We start from the raw sequence: 26,812 nt of genomic DNA, 5'->3' as shown, positions 1-26,812 counted from the left end.
CCCTATGCTAGGCCGCCCCCGTGGCACGAGCAACCGCGTCACTTGCGCGATAGCCGTGCGCCATCTTTGCTAAATGCAACAGCAGCCAGATGCTCCGCATCAGCCTATTAAGGTTTTCCCCTGTCACGGCCGATAGCCCGTAACAGGACACACTGCGCTCGGGAGCTCCCATGAAGTTCAAGTCGATCCAGTTTTCCGTCGCATTCCTCGCCGGGGCCAGTGTGCTGGCAGTGGTCGTGGCATTGGTGCTCTACGCCCTGTTCGCCAGCGAACGAACCCAGAACCTGGTGCAGCAACGCACCCAGGTCCTGCTCGAGCAGGTCATCGAGCAGCGTCTTTCCTCGCTGGCGCAGGCCCAGGTCAGCGAAATCCAGCGAGAACTGGAAGCGCCCCTGCAGATCACCGCCGACCTGGCGCGCGTCAACGCCATGCTCGGCATGACCGATGCCGGCGGCAGCCCACTGCTCAGCATCAGCCGCGAAGAACTGGCCAACCTGGTGCGTGAAACCACGGCGCAGAATCCCAAGTTGCTCGGCAGCTACCTGGGCTGGGAGCCAAATGCCTTCGACGCCAGCGACGATATCTACGCCGGCAGCAAGGAGAATGGTTACGACGGCACCGGCCGCTTCCTGACCTGGTGGTACCGCAATGCCGATGGCAGCCTCGGCGTCGACGCCATCGGCTCGACCGAGAGCGAGGAGTTGCTGCCGACCGGCGTGCGCGCGGGCGAGTACTACCTGTGCCCCAAGGAACGCAAACGCCCCTGCGTGATTGATCCAGCCCCCTACGACGTCGGCGGCAAGATGACCATGCTCGCCTCCTTCACCTCGCCAATTCTGGTCAACGGCGAGTTTCTTGGTATCGCCGGGGCTGATCTGGCGGTCAATTTCATCCAGGAACTGTTGGTCAAGGCCGACGCCCAGCTCTATGGCGGCGCTGGCGAGATCGCCCTGATCGCCAGCAATGGCCGTATCGTCGCTTCGACCCAGGCACCGGAAAAGCTCGGCGAGCCCGCTACCGAGCTGCTCGACGCCAACGAACTGGCCAACCTGAGCAGCCTGCAGCCCGGCATGCCGAAGTACGACGTGCATGTCGAGGACGATCCCGCCGACAGCCATATCGAGCTATTTCTCAGCTTCACCATCGGCCAGACCGACGCTCGCTGGGTGCTGATGCTGGTACTGCCGCTGGATACCGTGATGGCAGACCTGCGCCAACTGCAGGCTGAGCTCGTCACCCAACGCGACGGCGACACCCTGGGCATGACACTGGTGGGCTTGCTGATCGCCGGCCTGGGTCTGCTGGTGATCTGGTTCGTCGGCTACGGCATCGCCCGCCCACTGCGGCAGATGGTCGGCATGCTCGATGACATTGCCAAGGGCGACGGCGACCTGACCGTGCGCCTACAGGTCGACCGTACGGACGAGCTGGGACAGATCGCTCAAGGCTTCAATGCCTTCCTGGCCAAACTGCAGACGATGATCGCCTCCGTGGTGACCTCGGTGCAGCAGGTCAGCGACTCCTCCGAGCACACTGCCGACATCGCCATCCGCACCAACCAGGGCGTGCAGAAGCAACTGGCCGAGATCGAACTGGTGGCCACGGCGGTACACGAGATGACGGCCACCGCGCAGGACGTCGCGCGCAACGCCACTCATGCTGCCGAGGCGGCCAACCACGCCGACCGCGCGGCCAATCAGGGCAAGCAGGTGGTGCAGGAAACCTCCACCGCCATCGCCGCCCTGGCCAGCGAAATCGGCCGCGCCGTGGGCGTGGTGCAGAACCTGGCCAAGGACAGCGAGAACATCAACGCCATCCTCGTCGCCATACGCGGCATTGCCGAGCAGACCAACCTGCTCGCCCTCAATGCCGCCATCGAGGCAGCCCGCGCTGGCGAACAAGGTCGAGGTTTTGCCGTGGTCGCCGACGAGGTACGCAACCTGGCACAGAAGACCCAGCAAGCCACCGAAGAAATCCAGAACATGATCCAGCAGTTGCAGCAGGGCACCCGCGAAGTGGTCAAGGTGATGGAGCAGAGCCAGAGCAAGACCGACGACAGCGTGGAGCACGCCAACCAGGCCGCTCAATCGCTGGAGTCCATCACCCAGGCGGTGTCGGTGATCAATGACATGAACACGCAGATCGCCAGCGCAGCCGAGCAACAGAGTGCGGTAGCCGAAGACATCAACCGCAACGTCACCAATATCGGCCAGGTCGCCAACGAGGTGGCCAGCGGTGCCGACGAAGCCAGCCAGGCCAGCGCCCAACTGACCAAGCTGGCCGAACAGCAACGCAGACTGATCAACCAGTTCAAGGTGTAAGGGACTTCATCAGGTAGGGTGCACCGCGTGTTCAGCCGGGGCAGCCCCTCGACACCCTGCGCAGGCTCAAGCCGGAGTGAGGCACTCCGGCGCATCCAGCTGCGGATCGTTGACCAGCGTTGCCAGCGCGCGCTCACGCAGCGCCATCTGCGGCTTAAGCAGTAGCGCTGCCAGTTGCTCGGACGGCGTGTCGTTGCTCAACCACAACGCCTGTTCGTGCTCACCGAGAATCAAGGGCCGCCGCAGCGTGGCAGCCTCCTGAGTGATCAGCGCCACGCTCAGGTACTCCTGCCCGCCCACCGGATAAAGCTCCCACAACGCCGCGAAATACATCAGCGGCTCACCGTTGCTCATCCAGTAAGGCCGCTTGCGCGCGCCCCCGCGCCACTCATAAAAGCCATTGGCCGGCAGCAGCGCACGACGCTGGCGAAAGGGCTCACGGAACATCGGCTGCTCGGCCAGGGTTTCGGCGCGGGCATGAGCCGGGGTCTTGGACAGATCCTTGAGCCAGGCCGGCGTCAGCCCCCAACGTGCCGCAGCCGCCTGCGGCCCTTGCTCGCCAGCACGCAACATCAGCACCTGACCGTTGGGCGCCAGGTTCCAGTGCGGCTTCTGGTCAGCGGGAAAGCCGGGCAACGCCGCAAAAGCGGGCGACCAGCGGAACAGGGCATAACGTCCACACATGAAACGACTCGACAGGCAGGGGGCGCGTCAACAGAGCAACACGCCCTGAAAGGACTCTGGCTCATCGCCAGGCACAGGTTGCGCCGCATTGTACTCAGCGATCAGCATCCGTGCCTGCTCGGCGTAGTCATCAGCGACGACCAAACCGAGCAGGCCGCATGCCGGCAACTCCCCCACCGCACCGACCAGATGCTGACCGAGCAGGTGCGCCTCGACGCCCTCACTGGCCAGCATGTCCACCAGCATCTGCCCTTCCAGCAGGTTTTCCGGCTCGTAGATTCGTTGCATCAGTCGTTCTCCCCGCGAACGTCCAACTCCCACTCGGTGCCGTCCGTACGCAGCTCGAACTCGATCGGCCGGCAGCACACCGGACAATCTTCGATGTAGGACTGATCACCACCCGACAGATCCAGCAGCGCTTCGGCCGGCTCACCGCAATAGGGGCAATAATACGTCTCGCTTTCCAGCATCGCGGCCTCCTTGTGACTTGGCGTTATAATCGCCGGTCTACTGCTCACCCTGTTTAAGCAGACCCCCTTTCAACCTTAGCCGTTCTAGAACAAGAGAGCATGATGGGCGCATTCGATGCCATCCGACCCTATGCCGATGCAGAAGTGCGCCCCGTACTGGCGCGCCTGCTCGCCGACCCGGCGTTTCTCGGCACCCTCACCCGTTTTCGCTTCCCGCGCCTGGCCGGGCCACTCGGCTGGCTGCTCAAGCCGCTGATCGCCGCGCGGCTGCGCAGCGAGTTCGCCAGCATCGATTCGGTCTCCAAGCTGCAGGAAAAGATCGAGCCCTATATCGATCGCACCATCGAGCATGCCAGTGATGGCATCAGCTACTCCGGCCTGGAACACCTGCAACCGGGCAAACCCTACCTGTACCTGGCCAACCATCGCGATATCGTCATGGACCCGGCCTTCGTCAACTACGCCGTCTACCACGCCGGCCTGCAGACGCCACGTATCGCCATTGGCGACAACCTACTGCAGCGCCCCTTCGTCAGCGACCTGATGCGCCTGAACAAGAGCTTCATCGTGCACCGCTCGATCAGCGGGCGACGCGAGAAGCTGGCGGCCTATCAACTGCTCTCCGCCTATATCAACCATTCGATTCGCGAAGATGGCGAGTCGATCTGGATCGCCCAGGCCGAGGGCCGCGCCAAGGACGGTGACGACCGTACCGACTCGGCCATCCTCAAGATGTTCCACATGAGCCGCAAGGACGAACCGTTCGCCGAGGTCATCGACTCGCTGAACCTGATCCCGGTGTCGATCAGCTACGAGTACGATCCCTGCGACCTGGCCAAGGCCCGCGAACTCTGCGTGCGCGCCGCCACGGGCAGCTATACCAAGGCGCCGGGCGAAGACGACGCCAGCATCGCCCTGGGCATCACCGGTTACAAAGGGCGCGTGCATCTGCACTTCAGTCCGCCTGTCGCCGGCCTGGAGGACACCAAGCAGCTTGCCCAGGAGATGGATCGTCACATTCTCGGCCAGTATCGCCTGTTCCCCGTGCACTACCTGGCCTACGCCATGTGGGAAGGCCGCGAGGCCGAGCTGAACGTGCCAGCAGCAAGCGACGTATTCGATGCCGCGGAACTGGCCAAGGCCGAAGCGCAGTGGAACAAACGCCTGGCCGCCTGCAGCGCCGAAGAAAAGCCGTTCCTGATCCTGCAGTACGCCAATCCGGTGCGCAATCAGTACCGGATCAAGGCGGGTCTGCCTCTGTAAGAAGCCCGCGCTACAAACGAAAACGGCAGCCATCAGGCTGCCGTTCTCGTTTATCGCTCAGGCATCAAAGCCGCGTGCTGAGCCAGGACAGCAGCAGGGCTGCGCCCAGGCATATGGCCCCGAAACGGTAGAAGAAGCGGTTGATGCGCACAGTGCGCTCATCCTGTGCTTCGCTTTCGTCCAGCTCACCCTGAGCCAGCACGCGCGCCATACCGCGCTGCTCACGCAAGCGGGTCATCAGACACAGCCAGGCTCCCGCTAACGCGAAGAACAACGCCAACGAATTCACCGCTCCGGCCGGATGGGCGAGGAACAGCGACCACAACATCTGCAGCGACATGCAACACCTCGAGAACAGCATGGTGCAGCAACCCCGCCACCGCACCAGAATGGGGATTTCGGCCGAGAAACGGTGCGTCTCGACCCTCAAAAAGTCGTCGCGCAGTGTACTGAACTAGCGCTTTTATAAGGTTCGTTTCCGACGAACGCAGCCTGCTATCCCGAAATCGTCTGAAAACTGTCATATGCCTGGCCTAGGGTTTGTATCTCCAATAGTGACCAAACAGTCACGACTGTTGCTGGAGCCAAACCTCAACGTCCCTGGAGGACCTGCCATGCTTAATTCACAACCGCTGGATCGCGATTACCTGATCGACTCGCTGGATGAAGTGGACGCCGTGGTCGACGAACTCTCCTTCAATGTACAGGACCAGCATTGGCTGGTGTACTGCGCCCTTGGCGGCCACGAGCATTACGACCTGCCGGACATCGACAACCGCACCGGCATGAGCCTGCCGGAGTTCTACGCCGAAGCGGCATGAAAACCCAGGACAAATGAAAACGCCCCGCAATGCGGGGCGTTTTTCGTGGTGACGCTAGAAATTACTGCAGTAGAACCTGGCCAATGGTCGGGTCCTTGAACGCACGGGTCAGCGCGTCGCTGAGCACATCACCCACCAGCTTGGTGTTGGTCTGCTGGTTCGGTGCGCTGCCGAAACGCTGATTCAGCGAAGCGCCGTAGCGGCCGGTGTAGCGGCGGCTACCGCCCTGCACGTCAGCGCGAATGGAAGCGGAGATATCTGCCTCGGTGACATACATACCCTCTTTAGGCGACTGATACTTCAGTTCCGCCAGGGTGATGGTCAGTTGCGGCGCGTTGTAGGCGTTGGCCGACGGGGTGAAGCCGAGCAGACGCACAGCAGCCTCGGCCTCAGCCTGCAGCTTGGGCAGCACATACTCGGGGCTGACGCTGATGGAACTGGTTTCCGGATACAGACCACCGCGGGTGCCAAGCACAGGCGAAGGACGGCCATCAACCACGCGCACCACCACCGGCTGGCCCTGACCCACGGGAGTCAATGAGCTGGTGAGCTTGGGTTGCGGGGTGAGTTGCTGAGGGCTGAGGGCGCAACCGGCCAGAGTCAGGCTGGCGGCAGCAAGCAAGGCGATCAACGCACGGTGCAGCATGCTCATCTCTCCGAGTGAGGTAAAAGTGGCCGGCAGTATACCCAGCGCGGCCTGAGGCCGACAGTGGTGCAGCATAGGACCGTCAGCACAGCGTTGCGGTTCCTGTCATCAGCCTGTCACCACGCCCTGGCATAAAGATACCCGTCATCACGCTGGAGCCTTCACCATGCTATTGCGCCGTCTGTTCAGCCGTGCTCGCCCGATGCGCCATTTTGCCCTGATCGATGGAGAGGGAATTTGCCGCGCCCTGCGACAGATGCAGGAACACCCGAGCCAGGCTGACTGGGTGGAAGTTCGCGAGCCGAGCATCTCCTGGCTGGGTTCCCCCTTGCCCGCCAGTGCCCGGATCACCCCGGTCGTCACACACGCACCAGCCGCTCGCCCGTTGGCGGCCTGACCGGTGGAAGAATAAAAGTCACGCAGGGGCGATCAATTTCCCCTCATTCACCGTTATAATCGCGCCCCGATTATAAGGACGTCTCCTGATCGGGCCGCACGACCTCGCCGATGCAACGTCATCGCCCCGCCCCAGAGAGTCGCCCACTTCGAGCTGCCGCTTCCGGTCAGCCGCTTTCAGCCCATATGCAGAGCCGATAGCAGCCATGCATTGCATGATTTGCACGGGCAAAAGCGCGCCGAGGCAGTCGAGCTTTTGAGGTTCACCGCTCCAAAAGAGCGTGAAAAAAACGGTTTTTACAAACTTCACAAGAGTGTGGCGAACAGATGAACAGTTTTGCGTCCGCAAATCCCAGCCTTGACCCTCCCCGCCGAACGACAGGGCATCACGCCTGAGTCTGCCGGTATCGCCCTGAAAGGCCGAACGGCCGTCCGTCTGGTGCAGTTTTTCTTGGAGAGAGGTTAATGGCGCATAACGATTACCAAAGCGTAGATGTGGTGCTGGTTGGCGCTGGCATCATGAGCGCGACCCTGGGCGTACTGCTCAAGGAACTCAACCCCGGCATCACGCTGGAAGTGGTAGAGCTGCGCGAGTCCGGCGCAGTGGAAAGCTCCAACCCCTGGAACAACGCCGGCACCGGTCACGCCGCGCTGTGCGAGCTGAACTACACCCCGGAAGGCGCGGACGGCAGCATCGACATCAAGAAGTCGGTGAACATCAACGCCCAGTTCGAGGAGTCCAAGCAGTTCTGGGCCTACCTGATCGAAAAAGGCGCGATCAACTCGCCGAAGACCTTCATCAATCCGGTCCCGCACATGAGCTTCGTGCGCGGCGAAAGCGGCATCGCCTTCCTCAAAAAGCGTTTCGAGGCCCTGCGTCAGCATCACGCCTTCACCGAGATGGAGTACACCGAGGACCGTGGCACCATCGCCGAGTGGGCGCCACTGCTGATCCCGGGCCGCGATGCCAGCGAACCGCTGGCGATGACCCGTGTGCAGGCCGGCACCGACGTCAACTTCGGTGCGGTCACCGAGCAGATGCTCGCCTACCTGACCACCCAGCCCGACGCCAAGGTCACCTGCAACCAGAAGGTCACCGACCTCAAGCGCGACGGTGAAGGCTGGCTGGTGGACATCAAGGACACCCGCTCCGGCGCCACGCGCAAGCTCAAGAGCAAGTTCGTCTTCCTCGGCGCTGGCGGCGGCGCACTGCCGCTTCTGCAACTGTCCGGCATCCCCGAAGGCAAAGGCTTTGGCGGCTTCCCGGTGAGTGGTCAGTGGCTGCGTTGCGACAACCCTGAGATCGTCAAGCAGCACCAGGCCAAGGTCTACAGCCAGGCTGCCGTGGGCTCGCCACCGATGTCGGTACCGCACCTCGATACCCGCGTGGTGGATGGCAAAAAATCCCTGCTGTTCGGCCCCTACGCCGGCTTCACCACCAAGTTCCTCAAGCACGGCTCGTTCCTCGACCTGCCGCTGTCGGTACGCCCCAACAACCTCGGCCCGATGCTGGCGGTGGCGCGCGACAACATGGACCTGACCCGCTACCTGATCAAGGAAGTGATGCAGTCCGAGGAGCAGCGCCTGAACACCCTGCGCGGCTTCTACCCCGAAGCCAAGGCAGAGGACTGGCGCCTGGAAGTCGCTGGCCAGCGCGTGCAGATCATCAAGAAGGACAGCAAGAACGGCGGCGTGCTGCAGTTCGGCACCGAACTGGTGGCTGCAGCCGACGGTACCATCGCCGCATTGCTCGGCGCCTCGCCGGGTGCCTCGGTCACCGTGTCGATCATGCTCGACCTGATTCGCCGTTGCTTCCCCGAGCAGGCCAAGAGCGACGACTGGCGCAGCAAGCTGGACGAGATCTTCCCGGCCATGGCCGATGTTCTGTCCAGCGACGCCGCGCGCTACCACGAAGTGCAGACGCAATCGAATCAGCGCCTGCAGCTCGACATCCCCAGCGCCTGATCGTCACGCACAAAAAACCGCCCTTCGGGGCGGTTTTTTTATAGGTGTTGATCGGGTTACGGCTGACCCCAAGGCAGGATCGGAATGGCCGTCACCGCATTCTGCGGGCTACCCTCGATCACCCGGTCGCTGTAGACCAGATACACCAGGGTGTTGCGCTTGCTGTCGAAGAAACGCACCACCTGCATGGTCTTGAACACCAGCGAAGTGCGCTCCTTGAACACCTCCTCGCCGTCCTTGAGCGTGCCCTTGAATGCAATGGGACCGACCTGGCGGCAGGCAATGGAAGCCTCGGCCCGATCCTCGGCCAGGCCCAGACCACCCTTCACCCCGCCGGTCTTGGCACGCGACAGGTAGCAGGTCACGCCCGATACCTTGGGGTCATCGAAGGCCTCGACGACGATCTTGTCGTTCGGCCCAACCCATTTGAATACCGTCGACACCTCGCCGATGGTTTCGGCCAGCGCCAAGCTGGGCAGCATCAGCAGGCTCAGCACATATCCCTTGAACAGACGCATACATGCTCCTTAGACGAGGATCAGATTGTCGCGGTGCACCAGCTCCGGCTCATCAACATAGCCCAGCAGCTTCTCGATGGCGTCCGACGGCTGGCCGATGATCTTCTGTGCTTCCAGCGCGCTGTAGTTGACCAGGCCACGGGCGATCTCACGGCCGTCAGGCGATACGCAGACCACCATCTCACCACGGCGGAAGCTACCCTGCACCGCCTTCACCCCCACCGGCAGCAGACTCTTGCGATCCTGGCTCAGCGCCTTCACCGCACCGGCGTCCAGCACCAGGGTGCCACGGGTCTGCAGGTGGCCAGCCAGCCACTGCTTGCGCGCCGCCAGCAAGCCGCGCTCGGGCGCCAGCAACGTGCCCAGACGCTCGCCCGCCTTGAGCCGCGCCAATACCTGCTCGATGGCACCGCCAACGATCACCGTATGCGCGCCGGAGCGCGCAGCCAGACGCGAAGCACGCAACTTCGTCTGCATGCCGCCACGGCCCAGCGCACCACCGACGCCACCTGCCACGGCATCCAGTGCCGGATCATCGGCGCGGGCTTCGAAGATCAGCTCGGCATCGGGGTTGTGGCGCGGGTCGGCGTTGTACATGCCGTCGCGGTCGGTGAGGATCACCAGCAGATCGGCTTCCACCAGGTTGGCCACCAGCGCGGCCAGGGTGTCGTTGTCGCCGAAGCGGATTTCATCGGTGACCACGGTGTCGTTCTCGTTGATCACCGGGATCACGTCGAGATTCACCAAGGTGCGCAGGGTGCTGCGCGCGTTGAGATAGCGCTTGCGGTCGGAGAGATCGTCGTGCGTCAGCAGCACCTGTGCGGTACGCCGGCTGTGCTCGGCAAAGCTCGACTCCCAGGCCTGCACCAGGGCCATCTGGCCAATGGCGGCAGCGGCCTGCAGCTCGTGCATCGCGCTAGGTCGGCTGGTCCAGCCCAGGCGGCTCATGCCGGCTGCCACCGCGCCGGAAGATACCAGCACCAGTTCCACGCCCTGCTCACGCAGCGCGACCATCTGCTTGACCCACACCGCCATGGCCGCACGATCCAGGCCACGCCCGTCGGCAGTCAGCAGCGCGCTGCCGATCTTCACCACCCAGCGCCGCGCGCCGGTCACCTTGTCACGCATGATCTTCCAACCTTAGCCAGAAAGTGATGGGGTCCACCCCACCTACAAAAACGCCGCAATTAAGCGGCGTTGGAAATTTGCTTAATCCCGGACGTAAATGATTTCCGGGCCATCGTCGTCTTCTTCGTCGAGGAAGTCATCGTCCTCGTCGATATCGTCGACACTGCGCACACCGGATTTACGCAACGCACGCTGATCGTCCAGCGCCTGCAGACGGGCACGCGCCTCGTCTTCGATGCGCTGATCCAGCTCGGCCAGCTCCTCGGCGAATACCGGGTCCTCGGCGATGCGCTCGGCACGCACTTCCAGGTAATGCATGATGTCGCGGCTGATGCGCTCGGTGCCGTCGCGGCTGATGGCCGAGACCACGTAAACGGGGCCCTGCCAGTTCAGACGGGCAACGATATCGGCCTTGCGCGCCTCACGCTCGTCCTCGGGCACCTGGTCCATCTTGTTCAGCACCAGCCAGCGATCGCGCTCGGCCAACGCCGGGCTGAAACGGCCCAGCTCGTCGATGATCACCTGCGCAGCCTCGGCCGGATCGCTCTCGTCCAGCGGCGCCATGTCCACCAGGTGCAGCAGCAGGCGGGTACGCGCCAAGTGCTTGAGGAAGCGAATACCCAGGCCGGCACCGTCCGAAGCGCCTTCGATCAGCCCCGGGATGTCGGCAACGACGAAGCTCTTGAAGCGATCGACGCTGACCACGCCCAGGTTTGGCACCAGGGTGGTGAAGGGGTAATCGGCGACCTTCGGCTTGGCCGCGGAAACGGCGCGAATGAAGGTGCTCTTGCCGGCATTGGGCAGACCGAGCAGACCGACGTCGGCCAGCACTTTCAGCTCGAGCTTGAGATCACGCGACTCGCCCGGCTTGCCCGGCGTGGTCTGGCGCGGCGCACGGTTGGTACTGGACTTGAAGCGGGTGTTGCCCAGGCCGTGCCAGCCGCCCTGAGCGACCATCAGGCGCTGACCGGGCTTGACCAGGTCACCAATCACTTCCTGGGTGGCCACGTCGATCACCGTGGTGCCGACCGGTACCGGCAGGATCAGGTCCTCGCCCTTGGCGCCGGTGCAATCGGTGCTGCCGCCCTTCTCGCCATTCTGCGCGTTGAATTTACGCGTATAGCGGTAATCGATCAGGGTGTTGAGGTTGGCGTCGGCCTCGAGGAATACCGAGCCGCCGTCGCCACCGTCGCCGCCGTTGGGGCCGCCCTTCTCGATGAATTTCTCGCGACGGAAGGCCATCATGCCGTTACCGCCGTCACCGGCTTTTACAAAAATCGAAACTTCGTCGACAAATTTCATGGATACGCCTCCCGCAAGCGCTGCGGGTCAACAGAACAACGTAAAGGCCCTTGCCGGATGACCCCACGCAAACAGCGTGGCGTTACGGGTGATCGGGCAAGAACCCAAGGATACAGAAACAAAAAAGCCCCGTCCTACGGACAGGGCTTTTCCAGCGCGTAGGCGATTAGGCCTGAACGACGCTCACGTAGCGACGGCCGAAAGCGCCCTTCACTTCGAACTTGACCACGCCTTCGACTTTAGCGAAGAGGGTGTGGTCTTTGCCCATGCCCACGCCGAAACCGGCATGGAACTCGGTGCCGCGCTGACGAACGATGATGTTGCCGGCCTTGATGACCTGACCACCATACATTTTCACGCCAAGGCGTTTACTTTCGGAATCGCGGCCGTTACGGGTAGAACCGCCAGCTTTTTTGTGTGCCATGAGTCAATACTCCTATAAAGGATCGGGGCCGACGAATCAGGCCTGGATACCGGTGATTTTGATCTCAGTGAACCACTGACGGTGGCCCTGACGCTTCATGTGGTGCTTACGACGGCGGAACTTGATGATACGCACTTTATCGTGACGGCCTTGCGACACGACTTCGGCAACCACTTTAGCGCCGTCTACGACCGGAGCGCCGATCTGAACGTCGTCGCCATTGCCGATCAGCAGAACGCGATCGAAAGTCACGGCTTCGCCGGTAGCGACTTCGAGCTTCTCGATCTTGAGGAATTCGCCTTCGGTGACTTTGTATTGCTTGCCACCAGTAACAATTACTGCGTACATGGTAAATCTCCGTTGATCCTGCTCACCCAGCGCTTTAGAAAAGTCGTTATTGGCTGGCATGGCTGCTTGGGGCCGGAAGTGACACCCTTGCAATTGCGTAAGGCAGGGAAATGCCCAGGGGGAAGTTCAGGGTGCGCGATTGTACGCAAGCGCCGAACGCTTCGCAAGGGGCGTCAGTGCTTGCCTTGACAGCCCCTACCCCGCCACCTAGCATGCCGCGCAACCTCAAAGGAGCACCAGTCGCCGATGCAACCCCAGGCTTTCTACCGCGTGGTAGCGGACGATTTCACCGCCGTCGATGGCATCATTCGCCAACAGGTGGTTTCCCGCGTGCCGCTGGTGGAAAAGATCGGCGACTATATCATCTCCGCTGGTGGCAAACGTCTGCGCCCGTTGCTGGTGCTGCTCAGCGGTCGCGCGCTGGGCTACCAGGCCGACGACCTACGCCTGCTGGCCGCCACCATCGAGTTTCTGCACACCGCCACCCTGCTGCATGACGATGTGGTCGACATGTCCGACATGCGCCGCGGGCGTAGCACCGCCAACGCCCAGTGGGGCAACGCACCGAGCGTGCTGGTGGGCGACTTCCTTTATTCACGCTCGTTCGAAATGATGGTCGAGCTCGGCTCCATGCCGGTGATGAAGATTCTCTCCCACGCTACCCGCGTGATCGCCGAAGGCGAAGTGCTGCAGCTGTCCAAGGTGCGCGACGCCAGCACCACGGAAGAGACCTATATGGAAGTCATTCGCGGCAAGACCGCGATGCTGTTCGAGGCCTCGACCCACAGTGCCGCCGCCCTGGCCGGCGCCAACGAGGCGCAGCGCGAAGCCCTGCGTACCTTCGGCGACCACCTGGGTATCGCCTTCCAGCTGGTCGACGATCTGCTCGACTACAAGGGCGATGCGGTCGAGCTGGGCAAGAACGTCGGCGACGACCTGGCCGAAGGCAAACCGACCCTGCCACTGATCTACACCATGCGTGAAGGCACCGAGGAACAGGCCGCCTTGGTACGCCGCGCGATTCAGAAAGGCGGTATCGAAGACCTGGAAAGCATCCGCGCCGCCGTGGATGCCGCTGGCGCTCTGGAGTACACCGCACAACTCGCCCGCGACTACGCCGAACGCGCCATTGCCTGCCTGGAAGTGCTGCCGGCCGGCGAATATCGCGATGCACTGATCGAGCTGAGCCGTTTCGCCGTGGCGCGCACGCACTAAGCCCGACGAAATCGAGACAGGTAGCCCGGATGCAATCCGGGGCGGGTTTACGGGATATGACCATTCCCGGATTACATCCGGGCTACGGGTTCGCGATACACGGCACCGCCACAAACAAAAACGCCCCGAACCAGTCGGGGCGTTTTGCGTTCAGGCCTGGCGGATTACAGACGCAGGCCGCCGTCCAGCTCCAGAATGCGACCCGTGTAGTAGTCGTTTTCCAGAATGTAGGCCACCGAATGGGCGATCTCGGCCGGCTTGCCCATGCGCTTGAGCGGAATGCCCGAAGTCATCTTCTCCAGCGCTTCCGGCTTCATGCTGCCGGTCATTTCGGTTTCGATGAAGCCCGGCGCCACACCCGCGACGCGGATGCCGTAACGCGCCAGTTCCTTGGCCCAGACCACGGTGTCGGCAGCCACGCCCGCCTTGGCTGCGGAGTAGTTGGCCTGGCCCATGTTGCCGGCACGGGAGATCGAGGAAATGTTGACGATGGCGCCCTGGTTGCCCAGCTCAATCATCTTCGCCGCCACTTCACGGGTGCAGAGGAACACGCCGGTCAGGTTGACATCGATCACCGCCTGCCACTGCGCCAGGCTCATCTTGGTCATTTCGCCATCTTTCACGCGGATGGTCAGGCCATCGCGCAGGATGCCGGCGTTGTTGACCAGACCGTTGATGGCGCCGAAGTCATCGGCCACCTGGGCGACCATATGGGTCACCTGCTCTTCATCGGCGACGTTGCACAGGTAGCTGCGGGCATCGCCACCGGCGGCCTTGCAGGCAGCCACGGCTTCGTCGAGTTTTTCCTGGTTCAGGTCGACCAGTGCCAGCTTGGCGCCCTTGGCCGCCAGGTACTCACCCATGGCGCGGCCCAGTCCCTGGCAACCGCCAGTGATGATGATGACTTTGTCTTTCAGTTGCATCGCTTTATCCCCTCAAGGTGCAGCATTTACCGACCCCGCTGATGCCCGCTAACCGCTATGCTAGGGCGTCTGTCCGTTTATTGGGAATCTGTTCGCGGTCTTGCGAGCTAGAGCGATACAAGGCAAAAACAGGCGAGGAACGCTCGGAGTCGCGCACGACTTTACGAGTTGTAAATGAGCATTCCGAGCCTGTTTTTAACGCAGTAGCGCCGACGCGCAGCTGACCGTGAACAGGTTCCTACGGATTCTTTGCGAGGAGCCATATAGGTGAGCGTTAAAGCCGGCAAGCATGCACGAGAATTGCTGCTCAAGGAATACCGTGGCGTGCTCAGCACCCACTCCAAGGCCATGCCGGGTTTCCCTTTCGGATCGGTGGTGCCCTACTGCCTGGACGCCGAGGGTCGCCCACTGATCCTGATCAGCCGCATCGCCCAGCACACCCATAATCTCGGGCAGGACGCCAAATGTTCGCTATTGGTCGGCGAACGTGGCGCAGAGGATGTGCAGGCGGTCGGCCGCCTCACTTTGCTCGCCGAAGCACGACAGTTGCGTGACGAGGACGAAATCGAAGCGGCCGCACAGCGTTATTACCGCTTTTTCCCCCAATCGCGCGACTACCATCGGGCGCATGATTTCGATTTTTGGCGGCTGGAGCCGGTGCGCTGGCGCTTCATCGGCGGCTTCGGCGCCATTCACTGGCTCGACCAGGTGGCCCTGGCCAATCCTTTCGCGGCGGACGGCAGCGAAGCGAGCATGGTCGAGCACATGAACGACGACCACGCCAGCGCCATCGCCCATTACGTCGAACTGGCCGGCCTGCCGCAACACGAACCCGCGCAGATGGCCGGTGTCGACAGTGAAGGTTTTCATCTGCGCATCGGCCAGAGCCTGTACTGGCTGCCCTTTCCCGCACCCTGCAGCAATCCCGGCGCCGTGCGCCAGGCGCTGGTGCAACTGGCCAGAGCCGAGAGCTGGCCGACCAATGGCGAGTCTTCAGCTTGAATTAAGCGCGAAACGCCATATTTAACTTCTACGGGAAGCCCGTCTTCCGCCAAGGACACTTCGACTCATGCGCGTGTTTCTGTTCCTCTTTCTGCTCTTTCCCATCATCGAGCTGGCCCTGCTGATCAAGGTCGGCAGCGCCATAGGCGTGCTGCCCACGCTGATGCTGGTGATCGGTACCGCGGTTCTCGGCAGCGTGCTGCTGCGCGTCGCCGGGGTGGCCACTGCCTGGCGCGCCCGCGAAAAACTCTCGCGTGGTGAGCTGCCCGAGCAGGAAATGCTCGAAGGCCTGCTGATCGCCGTCGGCGGTGGCCTGCTGCTGCTGCCGGGTTTCATCAGCGACATCTTCGGCGTGCTCTGCCTGCTTCCCTTCACCCGCCGCCTGCTGGTGGGCAAGATCCGCCGCCGCGCCGAGGAGCAGGCCCTGCGTCAGCGCGCCTTCTTCGATGACCAGGCCGCCCGCACCGGCAAGACCAACCCCAACGTGCTCGAAGGCGAGTACGAGCGCCGAGACTGATCCCTACAGCACCTGTAGGAGCCGGCTTGCCGGCGATCTCTCTCTGGCTGATCGCCGACAAGCCGGCTCCTACGCAAAGTCGTCAGGCTGCGGTGCTTACCGCGAGTGCTGCCCCCTCTGAAACGCAAAAAATTTCATCCCCGCCCCTTGAAATACCCTTGCTCGCCCACATGTAGCAGTCACCGCAAGGTGCCTGCCCGCTGAGGCAGTCCGACTTTCGCGGTGCGCCCAGCGTGCCGCGCCCGGCCTCGCCGGATTTTACAAACCCGCCGACCATTCAAGAGTCGGCAAGTTGGCCATTCAATTGTTAGGAGAGATCGACAATGAAGCTTCGTCCTCTGCATGACCGCGTCGTGATCCGTCGCAGCGAAGAAGAGACCAAAACCGCAGGCGGCATCGTGCTGCCGGGTTCGGCCGCCGAGAAGCCGAACCAGGGTGAAGTCGTTGCCGTCGGTACCGGTAAGGTTCTGGATAACGGCGAAGTCCGTCCGCTGGCCGTCAAGGTCGGTGACAAGGTGGTATTCGGCCCGTACTCCGGCAGCAACACCGTCAAAGTCGACGGCGAAGACCTGCTGGTAATGGGCGAGAACGAAATCCTCGCTGTCGTCGAAGCCTGATTCCCACGAATCTCCGTTTAACCTTCAAGAATTTGAGGACTGATCAACATGGCTGCTAAAGAAGTCAAGTTTGGCGATTCCGCCCGCAAGAAAATGCTCATTGGCGTCAACGTACTGGCCGACGCCGTCAAAGCCACCCTCGGCCCGAAAGGCCGTAACGTGGTGCTGGCCAAATCCTTCGGCGCCCCGACCATCACCAAAGACGGTGTGTCGGTTGCCAAGGAAATCGAACTGAAAGACGCCTTCGAAAACATGGGCGCCCAACTGGTCAAGGACGTTGCGTCCAAGGCCAACGACGCTGCTGGTGACGGCACCACCACCGCTACCGTTCTGGCTCAAGCCATCGTCAACGAAGGCCTGAAGTCCGTCGCTGCCGGTATGAACCCGATGGATCTGAAGCGCGGCATCGACAAGGCCACCATCGCCATCGTTGCCCAACTGAAAGAACTGGCCAAGCCGTGCACCGACACCAAGGCCATCGCCCAGGTCGGCACCATCTCCGCCAACTCCGACAGCTCCATCGGTGACATCATCGCCGAAGCCATGGAAAAGGTCGGTAAAGAAGGCGTCATCACCGTTGAAGAAGGCTCGGGCCTGGAAAACGAACTGTCCGTCGTAGAAGGCATGCAGTTCGACCGTGGCTACCTGTCGCCGTACTTCATCAACAAGCCGGACACCATGGTTGCCGAGCTGGAAGGCCCGCTGCTGCTGCTGGTCGACAAGAAGATCAGTAACATCCGCGAACTGCTGCCGGTGCTGGAAGCCGTTGCCAAGGCTGGCCGTCCGCTGCTGATCGTGGCTGAAGACGTCGAAGGCGAAGCCCTGGCTACCCTGGTCGTCAACAACATGCGTGGCATCGTCAAAGTCGCTGCCGTCAAGGCTCCGGGCTTCGGCGACCGCCGCAAGGCCATGCTGCAGGACATCGCCATCCTCACCGGCGGTACCGTGATCTCCGAAGAAGTTGGCCTGTCCCTGGAAAGCGCCACTCTGGAGCACCTGGGTAACGCCAAGCGCGTCGTGCTGAACAAGGACAACACCACCATCATCGATGGTGCTGGTGCCCAGGTCGACATCGAAGCCCGCGTTGCACAGATCCGCAAGCAGGTCGAAGAAACCTCTTCCGACTACGACAAAGAGAAGCTGCAAGAGCGTCTGGCCAAACTGGCTGGCGGTGTTGCCGTGATCAAGGTTGGCGCTGCCACCGAAGTCGAGATGAAAGAGAAGAAAGCCCGCGTTGAAGACGCCCTGCACGCTACCCGCGCTGCCGTGGAAGAAGGCGTGGTACCTGGCGGTGGCGTGGCCCTGGTGCGCGCTCTGCTGGCAATCGACGAGCTGAAAGGCGACAACGAAGACCAGAACGTCGGTATCGCTCTGCTGCGTCGCGCTGTAGAAGCGCCGCTGCGTCAGATCGTTGCCAACGCCGGCGGCGAGCCGAGCGTAGTGGTCGACAAGGTCAAGCAGGGTTCGGGCAACTTCGGCTTCAACGCCGCGACCGACACCTACGGCGACATGATCGAGATGGGTATTCTCGACCCGGCCAAGGTCACCCGTTCGGCCCTGCAAGCTGCTGCTTCCATCGGCGGCCTGATGATCACCACCGAGGCCATGGTTGCCGAAGCGGCTGACGACAAGGCTCCTTCCATGCCTGATATGGGTGGCATGGGCGGTATGGGTGGCATGGGCGGCATGATGTAAGCCACCCGGCTCCTTAGCAGTACCAAGAACCCCGCGCCAGTCGCGGGGTTTTTTTTGGCCTGCCATCCATGGCGGCCACCCTGAGGGCCGTCGCTACGCGACGTTAAAAATTTCTCCCGGAAATTTTTTATGCCCGACGAAAAGCGATACAGGCCGAAAAATCCGATGACATTACCGATGGACTCGGGAACGTTGTTTGCTTATGTTTTGTTACAACCCTGAACGACGTAGTCCCCGTTCACGAGACGAGTGCTGCGCACACCTCCAATAGAAGAACAAAAATATGGCCCTTTGCAGTACAAACGAGATTCCTCAGCAGGTATTCCAATACTGGTGGCAACAGCAAGGTGATTGGGTCGAAGAGCCCAACGCTCGCCGCGGCGGCAAAAGTGGCGTGCAGCGCCTGCTGGATGAAACCGGCGTGCTCTACGCCAAGAAACAGATCGGCCATATCTACCGCAGCCTGCTGCACCCACAGGGACGCCCGACCGTACTGCGCGAACGCAGTGCATTGCTGGCCCTGGACGCACTCGGCGTGCCCGTTCCCAAGCTGATCTACTGCGGCGTTGAACGCGACCCACAACAGGGCTGGCGGGGCCTGCTGGTGACCGCCGAGCTCGAAGGCTTCATGGACATCGAAAGCTGGTACGCCAAAGGCGGCCGCGAAGCCTGTGGTGAAGCCGTACACACCGAGTTGCTGCAACTTGTTGGCGCGACTCTGGCGCGCATGCACCTGGGGCGCTGGCAGCACGGTTGCCTGTATGCCAAACATGTATTCGTTAACGTTGCCGGCGAAACGCCGCAGGTTGCCCTGCTGGATCTGGAGAAAAGCCGTCGCCGCCTGACACGCGCCCAGGCCGCTCAGCACGACCTGCCTCAACTACGACGCCACAGCCCCTGGTCCGACGCCGACTGGCAGCAACTGCTGCAGGGCTATCGCCAGATCTTCGCCGATGGTGCCAAAGGCCTCGGCACGGCTATTGCCTGAACAAACGACTGCCGGCCCAGGGCCGGCAGTGTTTTTCCCGCAACACCTCGCTCCATTCGCATCACCCCCACCAGGAAGTGGCTCTACCTTGCACCTTTGCGCTGGGTAGCAAGCAGAGCTGCAGGCGACTGCAACTGCCAGGGCCGGCTGTTACAGGGGGCCTTAACGGGCACCTAAGGTTACGTCGATACGTTACCCGCAGCATTGTTGAACCAACCGACAAGGCCCGTGTCCCAGCACAGCCCCGGCTGGTGCCAGCTACGCGCTAAGACCGTTCGTCGCATGAGACGACGACAAGGCAATGGGTGATCTAGGTTTAGCGAACAGCGTTTGGCAGCGCTTTCAAGGGGTTAGCAAAATGAAATTAGAAATAGCACGAGGTTTGTTCCTGGGCCTCGCCCTCAGCGTAACGGCAATCGCCGCCGCAGCCTGGCAGGAGCCCGGCCCACGCGTGCTGGAAGCGCAAGCCTGCACCGCCGCAGAGCCCTGCCCCACCGCGCCTTTGCGCAAGCAAGTGCAGCCCGCCGCCAAACCCGATGCCAACCTGCTGGTGCTGATGTTCGGCCTCAGTGGCGCGATGAAGGGCGAGCACTAAGCCACACCCATGGTCACCCCTCGCCCAGCGGGCTGACCTGCATCAGCAGGTGGCCCGCCAGGCGCTGCCTCTTGGCGCTCACACCCGTGCAGCTCGGCACCCGTTCTGCTCCTCGATACTCCTATTACTCGCTCATGCCTCTGGCCCCACAGGCTACATCCCTGAAAATGTCCGCATAGTGGCGTTTTAGAGCCTCTCGTTCAGTTTTGATTAAGTAAGAATCTTTATCGTTGCCCTGGAAGTGACCGAACGGTCACAGGCGTTTGGCTGGCAGTCGAGAACGTCACCGATGAAAATCACAGGAGATGCAACGATGAACTCAACCGCTTCCCGAACCGGCAACACCCTGCGCCCCGTCACCAAGGACAACGCGCAGGCCGCCCTGCAACAACTGCTGCAGGGCTTTCGGCGTTTCCGCCAGAAGGTCTACCCGCAGCAGCAGGCGCTGTTCAAGCGTCTGGCCTCGGCGCAGTCGCCCAGCGCAATGTTCATCACCTGCGCCGACTCGCGCATCGTGCCGGAGCTGATCACCCAGAGCGACCCCGGCACTCTGTTCGTCACCCGTAACGTGGGTAACGTGGTACCGCCCTACGGACAGATGAACGGCGGCGTGTCCACCGCCATCGAGTACGCCGTACTGGCGCTCGGCGTGCAGCACATCATCGTCTGTGGCCATTCCGACTGCGGCGCGATGAAGGCCGTGCTCAACCCGGCCAGCCTCGACGGCATGCCAACCGTGCGCGCCTGGCTGCGCCACGCCGAGGTGGCGCGCAGCGTGGTGGCGGACAACTGCAATTGCGGCAGCGCCCACGAAACCCTCGGCGTGCTGACCGAAGAGAACGTAGTGGCCCAGCTCGACCACCTGCGCACTCACCCTTCCGTCGCCGCCCGTCTGGCCAGCGGCCAATTGCAGATCCATGGCTGGGTCTACGACATCGACAGTGGCGGCATCCGCGCCTATGACGCCGCCTCGGGGCACTTCCTCGCGCTCGATGGCGACGAGCAGCCCTGCGCTACCCCGCAACCGCGCTACGCCAGCGTCTGATCCACCCATTTCCCTGAGCCTGCGCCCCTGGATGGCGCGGGCATGGGCTGCTTTTGCCCGTAGATCGGGCAAGGAGAGATATTCATGACTGTATTTCGCACACTGCCACGGGACGCGCTGGCGTCCGTGGTGGTCTTTCTCGTCGCCCTGCCGCTGTGCATGGGCATCGCCATCGCCTCCGGCATGCCGCCGGCCAAGGGACTGATCACCGGCATCATCGGCGGTCTGGTGGTCGGTTTCATCGCCGGCGCGCCACTACAGGTGAGCGGCCCGGCTGCCGGCCTCGCCGTGCTGGTGTTCGAGCTGGTGCGTACTCACGGCATGGCTGCGCTAGGCCCGGTGTTGCTGCTGGCCGGACTGATCCAGCTGGTCGCCGGCACCTTGCGCCTGGGCGGCTGGTTTCGCGTCACCGCGCCGGCGGTGGTCTACGGCATGCTCGCCGGCATCGGCATCCTTATCGTGCTGTCGCAGGTGCACGTGATGATCGATGCCGCGCCCAAGGCCTCCGGCCTGGACAACCTGCTGGCCTTCCCCGGCGCCGTGCGTGATGCGCTGAGCCTGCTCGGCAGCAACGCCATGATCGCCGGTGCAGTGGGCCTCGGCACCATCGCCAGCATCTGGCTGTGGGAGCGTTTTCGCCCGGCACCGCTGCGCTTTCTACCCGGCGCGCTGGTCGGCGTGACGCTCGCCACTCTTGCCAGCCTGTGGCTGACACTGCCGGTCAAGCGCGTCGAGCTGCCGGCCAATCTCGGCGATGCCATCGACTGGATCACCCCACAGGGCCTGGCCAGCCTGGCCGATCCGCAACTGCTGATCGCCGCCCTAGCCTTGGCCTTTATCGCCAGTGCCGAGACGCTGTTGTCTGCCGCCGCCGTCGATCGCATGCACGATGGCCCGCGTGCGCGCTTCAACCGCGAACTGTCCGCCCAGGGCATCGGCAACATGCTCTGCGGTGCAGTCGGCGCCCTGCCGATGACCGGCGTGATCGTACGTAGCTCGGCCAACGTGCAAGCCGGCGCTCGCGGCCGTGCCTCGACCATCCTCCACGGCGCCTGGCTACTGGCCCTGGTCGCTCTGCTGCCCGCCGTGCTGCAGAGCATCCCGGTGGCCAGCCTCGGTGCGGTACTGGTGTACACCGGCTGCAAACTGGTCGACCCCAAGGCCATGCGCAACCTCGGCCAGTACGGCCGTGCCCCGGTGTTCATCTACGCCGCCACGGCGCTATGCATCGTCTTCACCGACCTGCTGACCGGCGTGCTGGTGGGCTTCGCCCTGACCCTGCTGAAACTGGTGTGGAGCGCCTCGCGCCTGCGCGTGAAACTGGTGCCCACCGGCCCGAACAGCGCCGAACTGCGCATGAGCGGCGCCGCCACCTTCCTCCGCGTGCCACAACTGGCCAAACTGCTGGCCAGCGTCGAGCCAGGCACCCGTTTGCACCTGAGCCTGGCGCGGGTCAGCTATATCGACCATGCCTGCATGGAACTTCTGGAAGACTGGGGCCGCTCCGCCCGCGCCCAGGGTGGCGGATTGGAGATCGTCGAAGGCGCGGCGTTGAAACGCCGCGTGGAAGGTCGGCAGCGCACGGCACTGGCCTGAGCGCCTGACGGCGGCCTCCACAGCCACCTGCTCGACCTGATGGCAAAGGCACCTGGCAACTGAGCAGCTGCAACGCCTGATCCAACGCAAAGCGCCATAGCCTTTCGGGCTATGGCGCAGAGCCATCATTTCGCAGTAAGGTCGGTGCATCGCCCTAGCAAGGATGCACCATGGCCAACAAGCCCTCCCCCTCCCGCCAGCACAAACACCTCGCTGTTTTGATCGATGCGGATAATGCGTTGGTCGTTATCGCTGAAGACTTTATTGAATCCGATAAAACGGTGGACAAGCTACGCGTTGCCCACACTACAGACTAAATGTTGGCATGGTAAATTTCTGAAAAATTATTTCTTGCCGGTATTCTCGATCTCAGCAGATCCGAAAATAAATGGTGGGTTGTGGTACCTAGGAGTAAAAGTGTCGATGCTTATAACTTCCTCATCCAAGCATTAATTTTCCAGCGTGGGGGCGGGGCTTGTCGAATATTAATATAATGCTTGATTTTCTTTAAATAAAGAGCTCAGAAATGGCCAGAAATGACACTATACTGATAGATTCTCTTTTGCAGCAGATGCAAGAGAAAACTCCAGGGGACATAGGAGATATATTTGAAAGATTTGCATTGGATCAAATATTAAAAAGTTATGATCTTTCTACGGAAGAGATCGACTTCGGATGGACTGATGGTTCGCTAGATGGGGGGATCGATGGATTCTATATATTAATTAATGGACGACTTTTAACGGATTCTACGGACTTTTCCTGGCCTCGAAGCGGAGCAGAAATACAGGTTTATATTATAACCTGTAAGCATCATGAGACTTTTCAGCAGTCCCCCCTTGACTCACTATTAGCAACAACGCAAGACATTTTTGATTTATCACTTACAAACTCTGAGTTATCCGGCAAGTACTCTGCCAAGATCAAGCAATGTCGTGACTTGTTTGTGACCGCATTTAAGCAGCTTTCACTTTTACGCCCAACGATTGTATTCGATATCGTATATGCGTCAAGGGGTAATGTAGATCTACTTGGTACTAGCATAAAGGCCCGAGCAAACCAATTAACAAGCTTGCTGAATTCCTATTTCAGTGCCTCGACATCCACCTTTACCGCATTGGGTTCAGCCGAGCTGGTCGAACGTTATCGCCAAGTTCGAAGTTTTGCACTAGATCTACCAGTCCAAGAATGCCTCACTGCAGGTCAGGAAGGTTACGTGGTACTTGCCAAACTGAAAGATTATAGTGCGTTTGTGCAAGACGAAAAGGGAAATCTAAGGCGATACCTATTTGACTCTAACGTGCGAGCTTACCTTGGAGTAAATCTCGTAAACGCTGATATTCACAATACACTCAATGACATCTCGGCACCAAATTTTTGGTGGCTTAACAATGGTGTCACAATTTTGGCAACCAGTGCGTCGATCGTAGGGAAGACTCTAAAGCTTAGAGACATTCAGATCGTTAACGGGCTCCAAACAACAGAGTCAATTTATAAACATTATACGTCCTCTTCGAAGTTGGAGAGTGATTCAAGAACCCTCCTCGTCAAAGTTATTGTTTCTCAAGATGAGTCGATCCGCGATCAAGTTATTCGCGCGACAAACAACCAAAGTTCTGTCGAGCCAGCCGCACTCCATGCGACCGAAAAAATTCAACGTAGCATTGAAGAGATCTTGATCCGGCATGATTGGTTCTATGAGCGGCGGACCAATTTTTATAAGAACGAAGGGAAGCCTGAGAATCGCATACTTTCCCCTCTGACTATTGCTGCAGCATCTACTGCCTTGCTTCTTAAAAACCCTGTTAGGTCATCAAAGCTGAGGCAAAAGCATTTGCGAACAACAGAGGCTTACCAATCCGTATACTCTGAATCATTCCCTATGAATGCATGGCCGGTTATAGCGGCTTTGATTCGCTATTCTGAATTATCGATAATAAAGGCGCAAAAATCCAAGCGTGGACCTTATTCGGGAATTTTATCTGCGTGGCGGGGTGTATTGGCTTATATTGCAGCAGTTCGCTCTATAGGAACCTACTCTTATCAACATCGAGATCTAATATCAATGGATCTGTCGAAAGTTACAGAAAAATTTATGGATGAGTGCTGGGCAGTGATTAGCCAAACTACGGGGCGCAAAAAATCTGCAAGGCTCACTGATGCAATGATGTTAAGTATTGCTAATGCTGCTGCAATAGCATGGGGCATCAAAGGCGATTGGACCGATGGGAGGCGGGAAATCCAACGTCCGATAAAGAACATTGAACCCGACTATACGGAAAGTGAGGATTTCTTGACTTCTGTTCATAATTTACTGCCACCACAGCCGTGGAAGCCTGGTGTCCACATGATTGTTGCAGAAAAACTTGACGCAAAGCCTCTTAGAGTAAGCAGGGCTATCAAAACTCTTATTAAGCGAGGGGCTTTAATGGAGCAGGTTGATGGTGTCGTCTTCGATGCTAATGGAAATGAAGTTTTTCGCGATCTAGACCGCTAACTGTACTACTTAAATGGCTGGTGGTTCTGTAAGCGTTAGCCGCCACCTAGCAAGTAGGGTGGACAACGCGAAGCTTGTCCACCCTATCCTGCGGTGCAACGATCTATCAGTCCTGCACCAATTGCCCCGTTCAGAAGGCCGAACGGAATCGTTGTGTAGAGGGTTGAGCGGCATGGATGCCGCGAGAGCCGCGATGGGCCAGGGATGGCCCTCCGCGGCGGGCCCTCGGAGCAATGATGGAGTGAGGGAAGTCGAGCGCAGCGAGACCCGGATGGCGGGGCATAGCGTTTTTGCTTACTTTTTTGGCGTTTGAAAAAAGTGAGTCGCCGTAAGGGCGAAACCGTAATTTCAGATAACGAATGTGCGGCGTCGGAGTACAAAAGCCAAGAGCGCCCTCTCCCCTAGCCCCTCTCCCGCAAGCGGGAGAGGGGAATTGATCGCTGTTCCGTCAGCAATCTCGGTTGGCTGAAAGATTTTCGCAGCTGAAGCCGCTCCTACAGATTTGGGTGGCTTCGGGTCGTGGCTGAAGCCCCTCCCACAAGAACGTGGCGATACCAGCGGCCTTGCCTTCACGCCCCCACAATCAACCGCTCGATGATCTCCCGCCGCTCAGGATGCTCCGGCACCCGAATCCCAAACTCCTCGCGCAGAACCTTCAGCACCTCATCGACACTCTGCAACTGCACCCGCTCACTCGCCTGCCCCAGGCGGTGGATGGCGAAGCTGCCATTGTTCAGCGTCTTGCGCAGGTCTGGCCCGGTGCGGGCGGCGATCATCTGGCCGCGGAAAGGCGAATCCGGGTGGGTGCACACGTACCAGTTACCCACCACGTAATCGATATCCGCCACCTTCTGCAGATCGAACACGTACATGGCTCGCCAGCTACCCGCCACCAACGCGCGCAGGGTGTAGGTGCCATCCACCAGCGTCAGGCGATAGGGCTCATGCGGTGTGGACTGCTCGGCCTCATTGTCGAGCAGCAGTGGACCGGTCGGCACCATGCCGCCGAAGCCGACGTCGGTGATGTAGCGCACGCCACCCAGGGTCACCAGCACCAGCATATGGGTGCGCGCCGGCAGGGCATCCTCCGGCCCGCCCATCACAACACGCCCGGTCAGCCCGCGCGCGTCGAAGCCCAGCGCCTGCAACAGCAGCAGGTACAGACGGTTGAGTTCGAAGCAGTAGCCGCCACGGCCCTGACGCAGCAGCTTGTCCTGGATCGCGGCGGGTTCGACCTCCACCGGCACGCGCAGCATGCTCGCCAGGGTTTCGAAGGGGAACTCGGCGGTGTGCCGCGCCTGCAGCTCGCGCAGGGTGTCGAGGGTCGGTGGCGGCGCCGACGAGTAACCCAGGCGCTCGAGGTATGTGTGTAGATCCAGCATGAATGGCTCGGTCATCGTGCATCTCCCTTTTCTACCTGCCGGCTGTTTTACCAGAGGCCGTGGATAGACGATATGCAACGAGCCGCGTAGCGAGCTTGAATCAGCGCTTTCGGTTTGCGGCAGCCGGCACACACAAACCGGCACAAATGCGCCAATCTATCGCTCACCGCACGAGCTTGCCCGAGGACTCCATGATGTACCTGCGCCATTGCTGCACCCTTTCCCTGTTACTCACCCTTGGCGGCTGCGGCGCCGGTGAGACGGCCGCTACGGCGACACTCCAGGCTGAGCAGGCCAAACAGGCTCAGCAGCAGATGGAGCAGCTCAAGCAACAGATCGACCAAGCCAATGCGGCGAACACTCAGCGCCTGCAGGAGGCCATCGATCAGGCGCAGTGAACGGCGTCTCCAGCGGAGCGCTGCTTGCAACGAGCAACGCGCCGCCTGACAACAAA

At 61.0% G+C, this 26,812-nt stretch carries 28 protein-coding genes and 1 pseudogene; 17 read left to right on the top strand and 12 right to left on the bottom strand.

What is annotated here, in order from left to right; translation table 11 throughout:
• Window positions 1-170 precede the first annotated feature (170 nt).
• The gene (locus tag BLS08_RS18265; protein WP_090337104.1) at window positions 171-2,321 is read left to right on the top strand and encodes a methyl-accepting chemotaxis protein; all 2,151 of its coding nucleotides are present in this window, start codon (window positions 171-173) and stop codon (window positions 2,319-2,321) included.
• 66 nt (window positions 2,322-2,387) lie between these two features.
• Here the strand turns inward: BLS08_RS18265 and BLS08_RS18260 are convergent, their stop codons facing one another.
• The 3 genes from BLS08_RS18260 to BLS08_RS18250 are packed head-to-tail and all read right to left on the bottom strand — an operon-like array spanning window position 2,388 to window position 3,475.
• Window positions 2,388-3,005 (bottom strand): SOS response-associated peptidase, encoded by a 618-nt coding sequence (locus tag BLS08_RS18260; RefSeq protein ID WP_090337102.1) that lies wholly within the window; start codon window positions 3,003-3,005, stop codon window positions 2,388-2,390.
• Between the two features lie 27 nt (window positions 3,006-3,032).
• The gene (locus BLS08_RS18255) at window positions 3,033-3,293 is read right to left on the bottom strand and encodes a putative signal transducing protein (protein WP_090337100.1); all 261 of its coding nucleotides are present in this window, start codon (window positions 3,291-3,293) and stop codon (window positions 3,033-3,035) included.
• Entirely contained in the window at window positions 3,293-3,475 is a 183-nt protein-coding gene (locus BLS08_RS18250; protein WP_021489376.1) for a CPXCG motif-containing cysteine-rich protein, read from the bottom strand. The genes BLS08_RS18255 and BLS08_RS18250 overlap by 1 nt, the downstream gene beginning before the upstream one ends.
• A 99-nt stretch (window positions 3,476-3,574) precedes the next feature.
• Here BLS08_RS18250 and BLS08_RS18245 point away from each other — a divergent pair, with 99 nt between their 5' ends.
• Window positions 3,575-4,738, top strand: coding sequence for a 1-acyl-sn-glycerol-3-phosphate acyltransferase (locus BLS08_RS18245; protein ID WP_055986976.1), 1,164 nt, complete (start codon window positions 3,575-3,577; stop codon window positions 4,736-4,738).
• A gap of 64 nt (window positions 4,739-4,802) precedes the next feature.
• On the opposite strand, the gene BLS08_RS18240 is transcribed toward BLS08_RS18245, so the two are convergent.
• Window positions 4,803-5,078, bottom strand: a complete 276-nt coding sequence (locus BLS08_RS18240) for a hypothetical protein (protein WP_021489378.1) — start codon at window positions 5,076-5,078, stop codon at window positions 4,803-4,805.
• A 274-nt stretch (window positions 5,079-5,352) separates the two neighbouring features.
• On the opposite strand from BLS08_RS18240, the gene BLS08_RS18235 reads away from it, so the two are divergent.
• Complete coding sequence (locus BLS08_RS18235) at window positions 5,353-5,559, top strand: hypothetical protein (protein ID WP_004424534.1); 207 nt, start codon at window positions 5,353-5,355, stop codon at window positions 5,557-5,559.
• A gap of 61 nt (window positions 5,560-5,620) precedes the next feature.
• Here BLS08_RS18235 and BLS08_RS18230 read toward each other — a convergent pair whose 3' ends face one another.
• A complete protein-coding gene (locus BLS08_RS18230) occupies window positions 5,621-6,205 on the bottom strand; it encodes a YajG family lipoprotein (protein ID WP_031306642.1) in 585 nt (194 codons plus the stop codon).
• Window positions 6,206-6,371: 166 nt separating this feature from the next.
• On the opposite strand from BLS08_RS18230, the gene BLS08_RS18225 reads away from it, so the two are divergent.
• Both BLS08_RS18225 and mqo read left to right on the top strand, forming a co-directional pair.
• Complete coding sequence (locus tag BLS08_RS18225) at window positions 6,372-6,602, top strand: hypothetical protein (protein ID WP_021489380.1); 231 nt, start codon at window positions 6,372-6,374, stop codon at window positions 6,600-6,602.
• 464 nt (window positions 6,603-7,066) lie between these two features.
• Window positions 7,067-8,566: a malate dehydrogenase (quinone) gene (gene mqo / locus BLS08_RS18220; protein ID WP_021489382.1), complete on the top strand. Its 1,500-nt coding sequence runs from the start codon at window positions 7,067-7,069 to the stop codon at window positions 8,564-8,566.
• Window positions 8,567-8,622: 56 nt separating this feature from the next.
• Here mqo and BLS08_RS18215 read toward each other — a convergent pair whose 3' ends face one another.
• From BLS08_RS18215 to rplU, 5 genes are all read right to left on the bottom strand, one after another.
• Window positions 8,623-9,084, bottom strand: coding sequence for a CreA family protein (locus BLS08_RS18215; protein WP_017675395.1), 462 nt, complete (start codon window positions 9,082-9,084; stop codon window positions 8,623-8,625).
• Between the two features lie 9 nt (window positions 9,085-9,093).
• On the bottom strand, window positions 9,094-10,212 hold the full coding sequence (gene proB, locus BLS08_RS18210) for a glutamate 5-kinase (protein ID WP_045736328.1): 1,119 nt from the start codon (window positions 10,210-10,212) through the stop codon (window positions 9,094-9,096).
• An 81-nt stretch (window positions 10,213-10,293) separates the two neighbouring features.
• On the bottom strand, window positions 10,294-11,514 hold the full coding sequence (gene cgtA, locus BLS08_RS18205) for an Obg family GTPase CgtA (protein ID WP_017675396.1): 1,221 nt from the start codon (window positions 11,512-11,514) through the stop codon (window positions 10,294-10,296).
• 166 nt (window positions 11,515-11,680) lie between these two features.
• Window positions 11,681-11,938 (bottom strand): 50S ribosomal protein L27, encoded by a 258-nt coding sequence (gene rpmA / locus BLS08_RS18200; RefSeq protein ID WP_004424545.1) that lies wholly within the window; start codon window positions 11,936-11,938, stop codon window positions 11,681-11,683.
• 36 nt (window positions 11,939-11,974) lie between these two features.
• Window positions 11,975-12,286, bottom strand: a complete 312-nt coding sequence (gene rplU / locus BLS08_RS18195) for a 50S ribosomal protein L21 (protein WP_004424548.1) — start codon at window positions 12,284-12,286, stop codon at window positions 11,975-11,977.
• A gap of 246 nt (window positions 12,287-12,532) precedes the next feature.
• Here rplU and BLS08_RS18190 point away from each other — a divergent pair, with 246 nt between their 5' ends.
• Window positions 12,533-13,501: a polyprenyl synthetase family protein gene (locus tag BLS08_RS18190; RefSeq protein ID WP_090337098.1), complete on the top strand. Its 969-nt coding sequence runs from the start codon at window positions 12,533-12,535 to the stop codon at window positions 13,499-13,501.
• Window positions 13,502-13,665: 164 nt separating this feature from the next.
• Here BLS08_RS18190 and BLS08_RS18185 read toward each other — a convergent pair whose 3' ends face one another.
• A complete protein-coding gene (locus BLS08_RS18185) occupies window positions 13,666-14,424 on the bottom strand; it encodes an SDR family oxidoreductase (protein ID WP_004424551.1) in 759 nt (252 codons plus the stop codon).
• 267 nt (window positions 14,425-14,691) lie between these two features.
• On the opposite strand from BLS08_RS18185, the gene BLS08_RS18180 reads away from it, so the two are divergent.
• The 10 genes and pseudogenes from BLS08_RS18180 to BLS08_RS18140 all read left to right on the top strand — a co-directional run bounded on the left by BLS08_RS18180 (window position 14,692) and on the right by BLS08_RS18140 (window position 24,976).
• On the top strand, window positions 14,692-15,426 hold the full coding sequence (locus BLS08_RS18180) for a HugZ family pyridoxamine 5'-phosphate oxidase (RefSeq protein ID WP_045736327.1): 735 nt from the start codon (window positions 14,692-14,694) through the stop codon (window positions 15,424-15,426).
• Window positions 15,427-15,493: 67 nt separating this feature from the next.
• Window positions 15,494-15,943 (top strand): FxsA family protein, encoded by a 450-nt coding sequence (locus BLS08_RS18175; protein WP_004424556.1) that lies wholly within the window; start codon window positions 15,494-15,496, stop codon window positions 15,941-15,943.
• Window positions 15,944-16,266: 323 nt separating this feature from the next.
• Entirely contained in the window at window positions 16,267-16,560 is a 294-nt protein-coding gene (locus tag BLS08_RS18170; RefSeq protein WP_017675400.1) for a co-chaperone GroES, read from the top strand.
• Between the two features lie 48 nt (window positions 16,561-16,608).
• Window positions 16,609-18,255 carry a chaperonin GroEL gene (groL, locus tag BLS08_RS18165; protein WP_021489386.1) on the top strand — a complete coding sequence of 549 codons (1,647 nt, stop codon included), beginning with the start codon at window positions 16,609-16,611 and terminating at the stop codon, window positions 18,253-18,255.
• 283 nt (window positions 18,256-18,538) lie between these two features.
• Window positions 18,539-19,243 (top strand): lipopolysaccharide kinase InaA family protein, encoded by a 705-nt coding sequence (locus tag BLS08_RS18160; RefSeq protein ID WP_017675402.1) that lies wholly within the window; start codon window positions 18,539-18,541, stop codon window positions 19,241-19,243.
• Window positions 19,244-19,601: 358 nt separating this feature from the next.
• Window positions 19,602-19,838, top strand: coding sequence for a hypothetical protein (locus BLS08_RS18155; protein ID WP_004424563.1), 237 nt, complete (start codon window positions 19,602-19,604; stop codon window positions 19,836-19,838).
• A gap of 313 nt (window positions 19,839-20,151) precedes the next feature.
• Window positions 20,152-20,883, top strand: coding sequence for a carbonic anhydrase (locus tag BLS08_RS18150; RefSeq protein ID WP_055986963.1), 732 nt, complete (start codon window positions 20,152-20,154; stop codon window positions 20,881-20,883).
• A gap of 84 nt (window positions 20,884-20,967) precedes the next feature.
• Window positions 20,968-22,479, top strand: coding sequence for a SulP family inorganic anion transporter (locus BLS08_RS18145; RefSeq protein ID WP_055986961.1), 1,512 nt, complete (start codon window positions 20,968-20,970; stop codon window positions 22,477-22,479).
• Window positions 22,480-22,649: 170 nt separating this feature from the next.
• Window positions 22,650-22,748 (top strand): annotated as a pseudogene (locus BLS08_RS26400) (NYN domain-containing protein); the annotation flags it as partial.
• Between the two features lie 257 nt (window positions 22,749-23,005).
• A complete protein-coding gene (locus BLS08_RS18140; protein ID WP_090337096.1) occupies window positions 23,006-24,976 on the top strand; it encodes an AIPR family protein in 1,971 nt (656 codons plus the stop codon).
• A 569-nt stretch (window positions 24,977-25,545) separates the two neighbouring features.
• Here the strand turns inward: BLS08_RS18140 and BLS08_RS18135 are convergent.
• Complete coding sequence (locus tag BLS08_RS18135; protein ID WP_055986958.1) at window positions 25,546-26,373, bottom strand: arylamine N-acetyltransferase family protein; 828 nt, start codon at window positions 26,371-26,373, stop codon at window positions 25,546-25,548.
• Between the two features lie 176 nt (window positions 26,374-26,549).
• On the opposite strand from BLS08_RS18135, the gene BLS08_RS18130 reads away from it, so the two are divergent.
• Window positions 26,550-26,756 (top strand): hypothetical protein, encoded by a 207-nt coding sequence (locus tag BLS08_RS18130; RefSeq protein WP_169886852.1) that lies wholly within the window; start codon window positions 26,550-26,552, stop codon window positions 26,754-26,756.
• Window positions 26,757-26,812: the final 56 nt, after the last annotated feature.

The organism is Ectopseudomonas chengduensis (genome assembly GCF_900102635.1).
Taxonomy (GTDB): domain Bacteria; phylum Pseudomonadota; class Gammaproteobacteria; order Pseudomonadales; family Pseudomonadaceae; genus Aquipseudomonas; species Aquipseudomonas chengduensis.
The sequence above is the reverse complement of the archived record's forward strand: the minus strand, read 5'-3'. Positions and strand labels throughout refer to the sequence as shown.

What these genes read in the sequence shown, in the direction of transcription:
- BLS08_RS18140 (WP_090337096.1), top strand. Translation starts at nt 23,006, where the DNA reads ATGGCCAGAAATGACACTATACTGATAGATTCTCTTTTGCAGCAGATG.
- BLS08_RS18150 (WP_055986963.1), top strand. Translation starts at nt 20,152, where the DNA reads ATGAACTCAACCGCTTCCCGAACCGGCAACACCCTGCGCCCCGTCACC.
- BLS08_RS18235 (WP_004424534.1), top strand. Translation starts at nt 5,353, where the DNA reads ATGCTTAATTCACAACCGCTGGATCGCGATTACCTGATCGACTCGCTG.
- BLS08_RS18155 (WP_004424563.1), top strand. Translation starts at nt 19,602, where the DNA reads ATGAAATTAGAAATAGCACGAGGTTTGTTCCTGGGCCTCGCCCTCAGC.
- BLS08_RS18230 (WP_031306642.1), bottom strand. Translation starts at nt 6,205, where the DNA reads ATGCTGCACCGTGCGTTGATCGCCTTGCTTGCTGCCGCCAGCCTGACT.
- BLS08_RS18225 (WP_021489380.1), top strand. Translation starts at nt 6,372, where the DNA reads ATGCTATTGCGCCGTCTGTTCAGCCGTGCTCGCCCGATGCGCCATTTT.
- groL (WP_021489386.1), top strand. Translation starts at nt 16,609, where the DNA reads ATGGCTGCTAAAGAAGTCAAGTTTGGCGATTCCGCCCGCAAGAAAATG.
- BLS08_RS18240 (WP_021489378.1), bottom strand. Translation starts at nt 5,078, where the DNA reads ATGTCGCTGCAGATGTTGTGGTCGCTGTTCCTCGCCCATCCGGCCGGA.
- mqo (WP_021489382.1), top strand. Translation starts at nt 7,067, where the DNA reads ATGGCGCATAACGATTACCAAAGCGTAGATGTGGTGCTGGTTGGCGCT.
- BLS08_RS18135 (WP_055986958.1), bottom strand. Translation starts at nt 26,373, where the DNA reads ATGACCGAGCCATTCATGCTGGATCTACACACATACCTCGAGCGCCTG.
- BLS08_RS18250 (WP_021489376.1), bottom strand. Translation starts at nt 3,475, where the DNA reads ATGCTGGAAAGCGAGACGTATTATTGCCCCTATTGCGGTGAGCCGGCC.
- rpmA (WP_004424545.1), bottom strand. Translation starts at nt 11,938, where the DNA reads ATGGCACACAAAAAAGCTGGCGGTTCTACCCGTAACGGCCGCGATTCC.
- BLS08_RS18245 (WP_055986976.1), top strand. Translation starts at nt 3,575, where the DNA reads ATGATGGGCGCATTCGATGCCATCCGACCCTATGCCGATGCAGAAGTG.
- BLS08_RS18175 (WP_004424556.1), top strand. Translation starts at nt 15,494, where the DNA reads ATGCGCGTGTTTCTGTTCCTCTTTCTGCTCTTTCCCATCATCGAGCTG.
- BLS08_RS18145 (WP_055986961.1), top strand. Translation starts at nt 20,968, where the DNA reads ATGACTGTATTTCGCACACTGCCACGGGACGCGCTGGCGTCCGTGGTG.
- rplU (WP_004424548.1), bottom strand. Translation starts at nt 12,286, where the DNA reads ATGTACGCAGTAATTGTTACTGGTGGCAAGCAATACAAAGTCACCGAA.
- BLS08_RS18265 (WP_090337104.1), top strand. Translation starts at nt 171, where the DNA reads ATGAAGTTCAAGTCGATCCAGTTTTCCGTCGCATTCCTCGCCGGGGCC.
- BLS08_RS18215 (WP_017675395.1), bottom strand. Translation starts at nt 9,084, where the DNA reads ATGCGTCTGTTCAAGGGATATGTGCTGAGCCTGCTGATGCTGCCCAGC.
- BLS08_RS18170 (WP_017675400.1), top strand. Translation starts at nt 16,267, where the DNA reads ATGAAGCTTCGTCCTCTGCATGACCGCGTCGTGATCCGTCGCAGCGAA.
- proB (WP_045736328.1), bottom strand. Translation starts at nt 10,212, where the DNA reads ATGCGTGACAAGGTGACCGGCGCGCGGCGCTGGGTGGTGAAGATCGGC.
- BLS08_RS18185 (WP_004424551.1), bottom strand. Translation starts at nt 14,424, where the DNA reads ATGCAACTGAAAGACAAAGTCATCATCATCACTGGCGGTTGCCAGGGA.
- BLS08_RS18130 (WP_169886852.1), top strand. Translation starts at nt 26,550, where the DNA reads ATGATGTACCTGCGCCATTGCTGCACCCTTTCCCTGTTACTCACCCTT.
- BLS08_RS18160 (WP_017675402.1), top strand. Translation starts at nt 18,539, where the DNA reads ATGGCCCTTTGCAGTACAAACGAGATTCCTCAGCAGGTATTCCAATAC.
- BLS08_RS18260 (WP_090337102.1), bottom strand. Translation starts at nt 3,005, where the DNA reads ATGTGTGGACGTTATGCCCTGTTCCGCTGGTCGCCCGCTTTTGCGGCG.
- BLS08_RS18255 (WP_090337100.1), bottom strand. Translation starts at nt 3,293, where the DNA reads ATGCAACGAATCTACGAGCCGGAAAACCTGCTGGAAGGGCAGATGCTG.
- cgtA (WP_017675396.1), bottom strand. Translation starts at nt 11,514, where the DNA reads ATGAAATTTGTCGACGAAGTTTCGATTTTTGTAAAAGCCGGTGACGGC.
- BLS08_RS18190 (WP_090337098.1), top strand. Translation starts at nt 12,533, where the DNA reads ATGCAACCCCAGGCTTTCTACCGCGTGGTAGCGGACGATTTCACCGCC.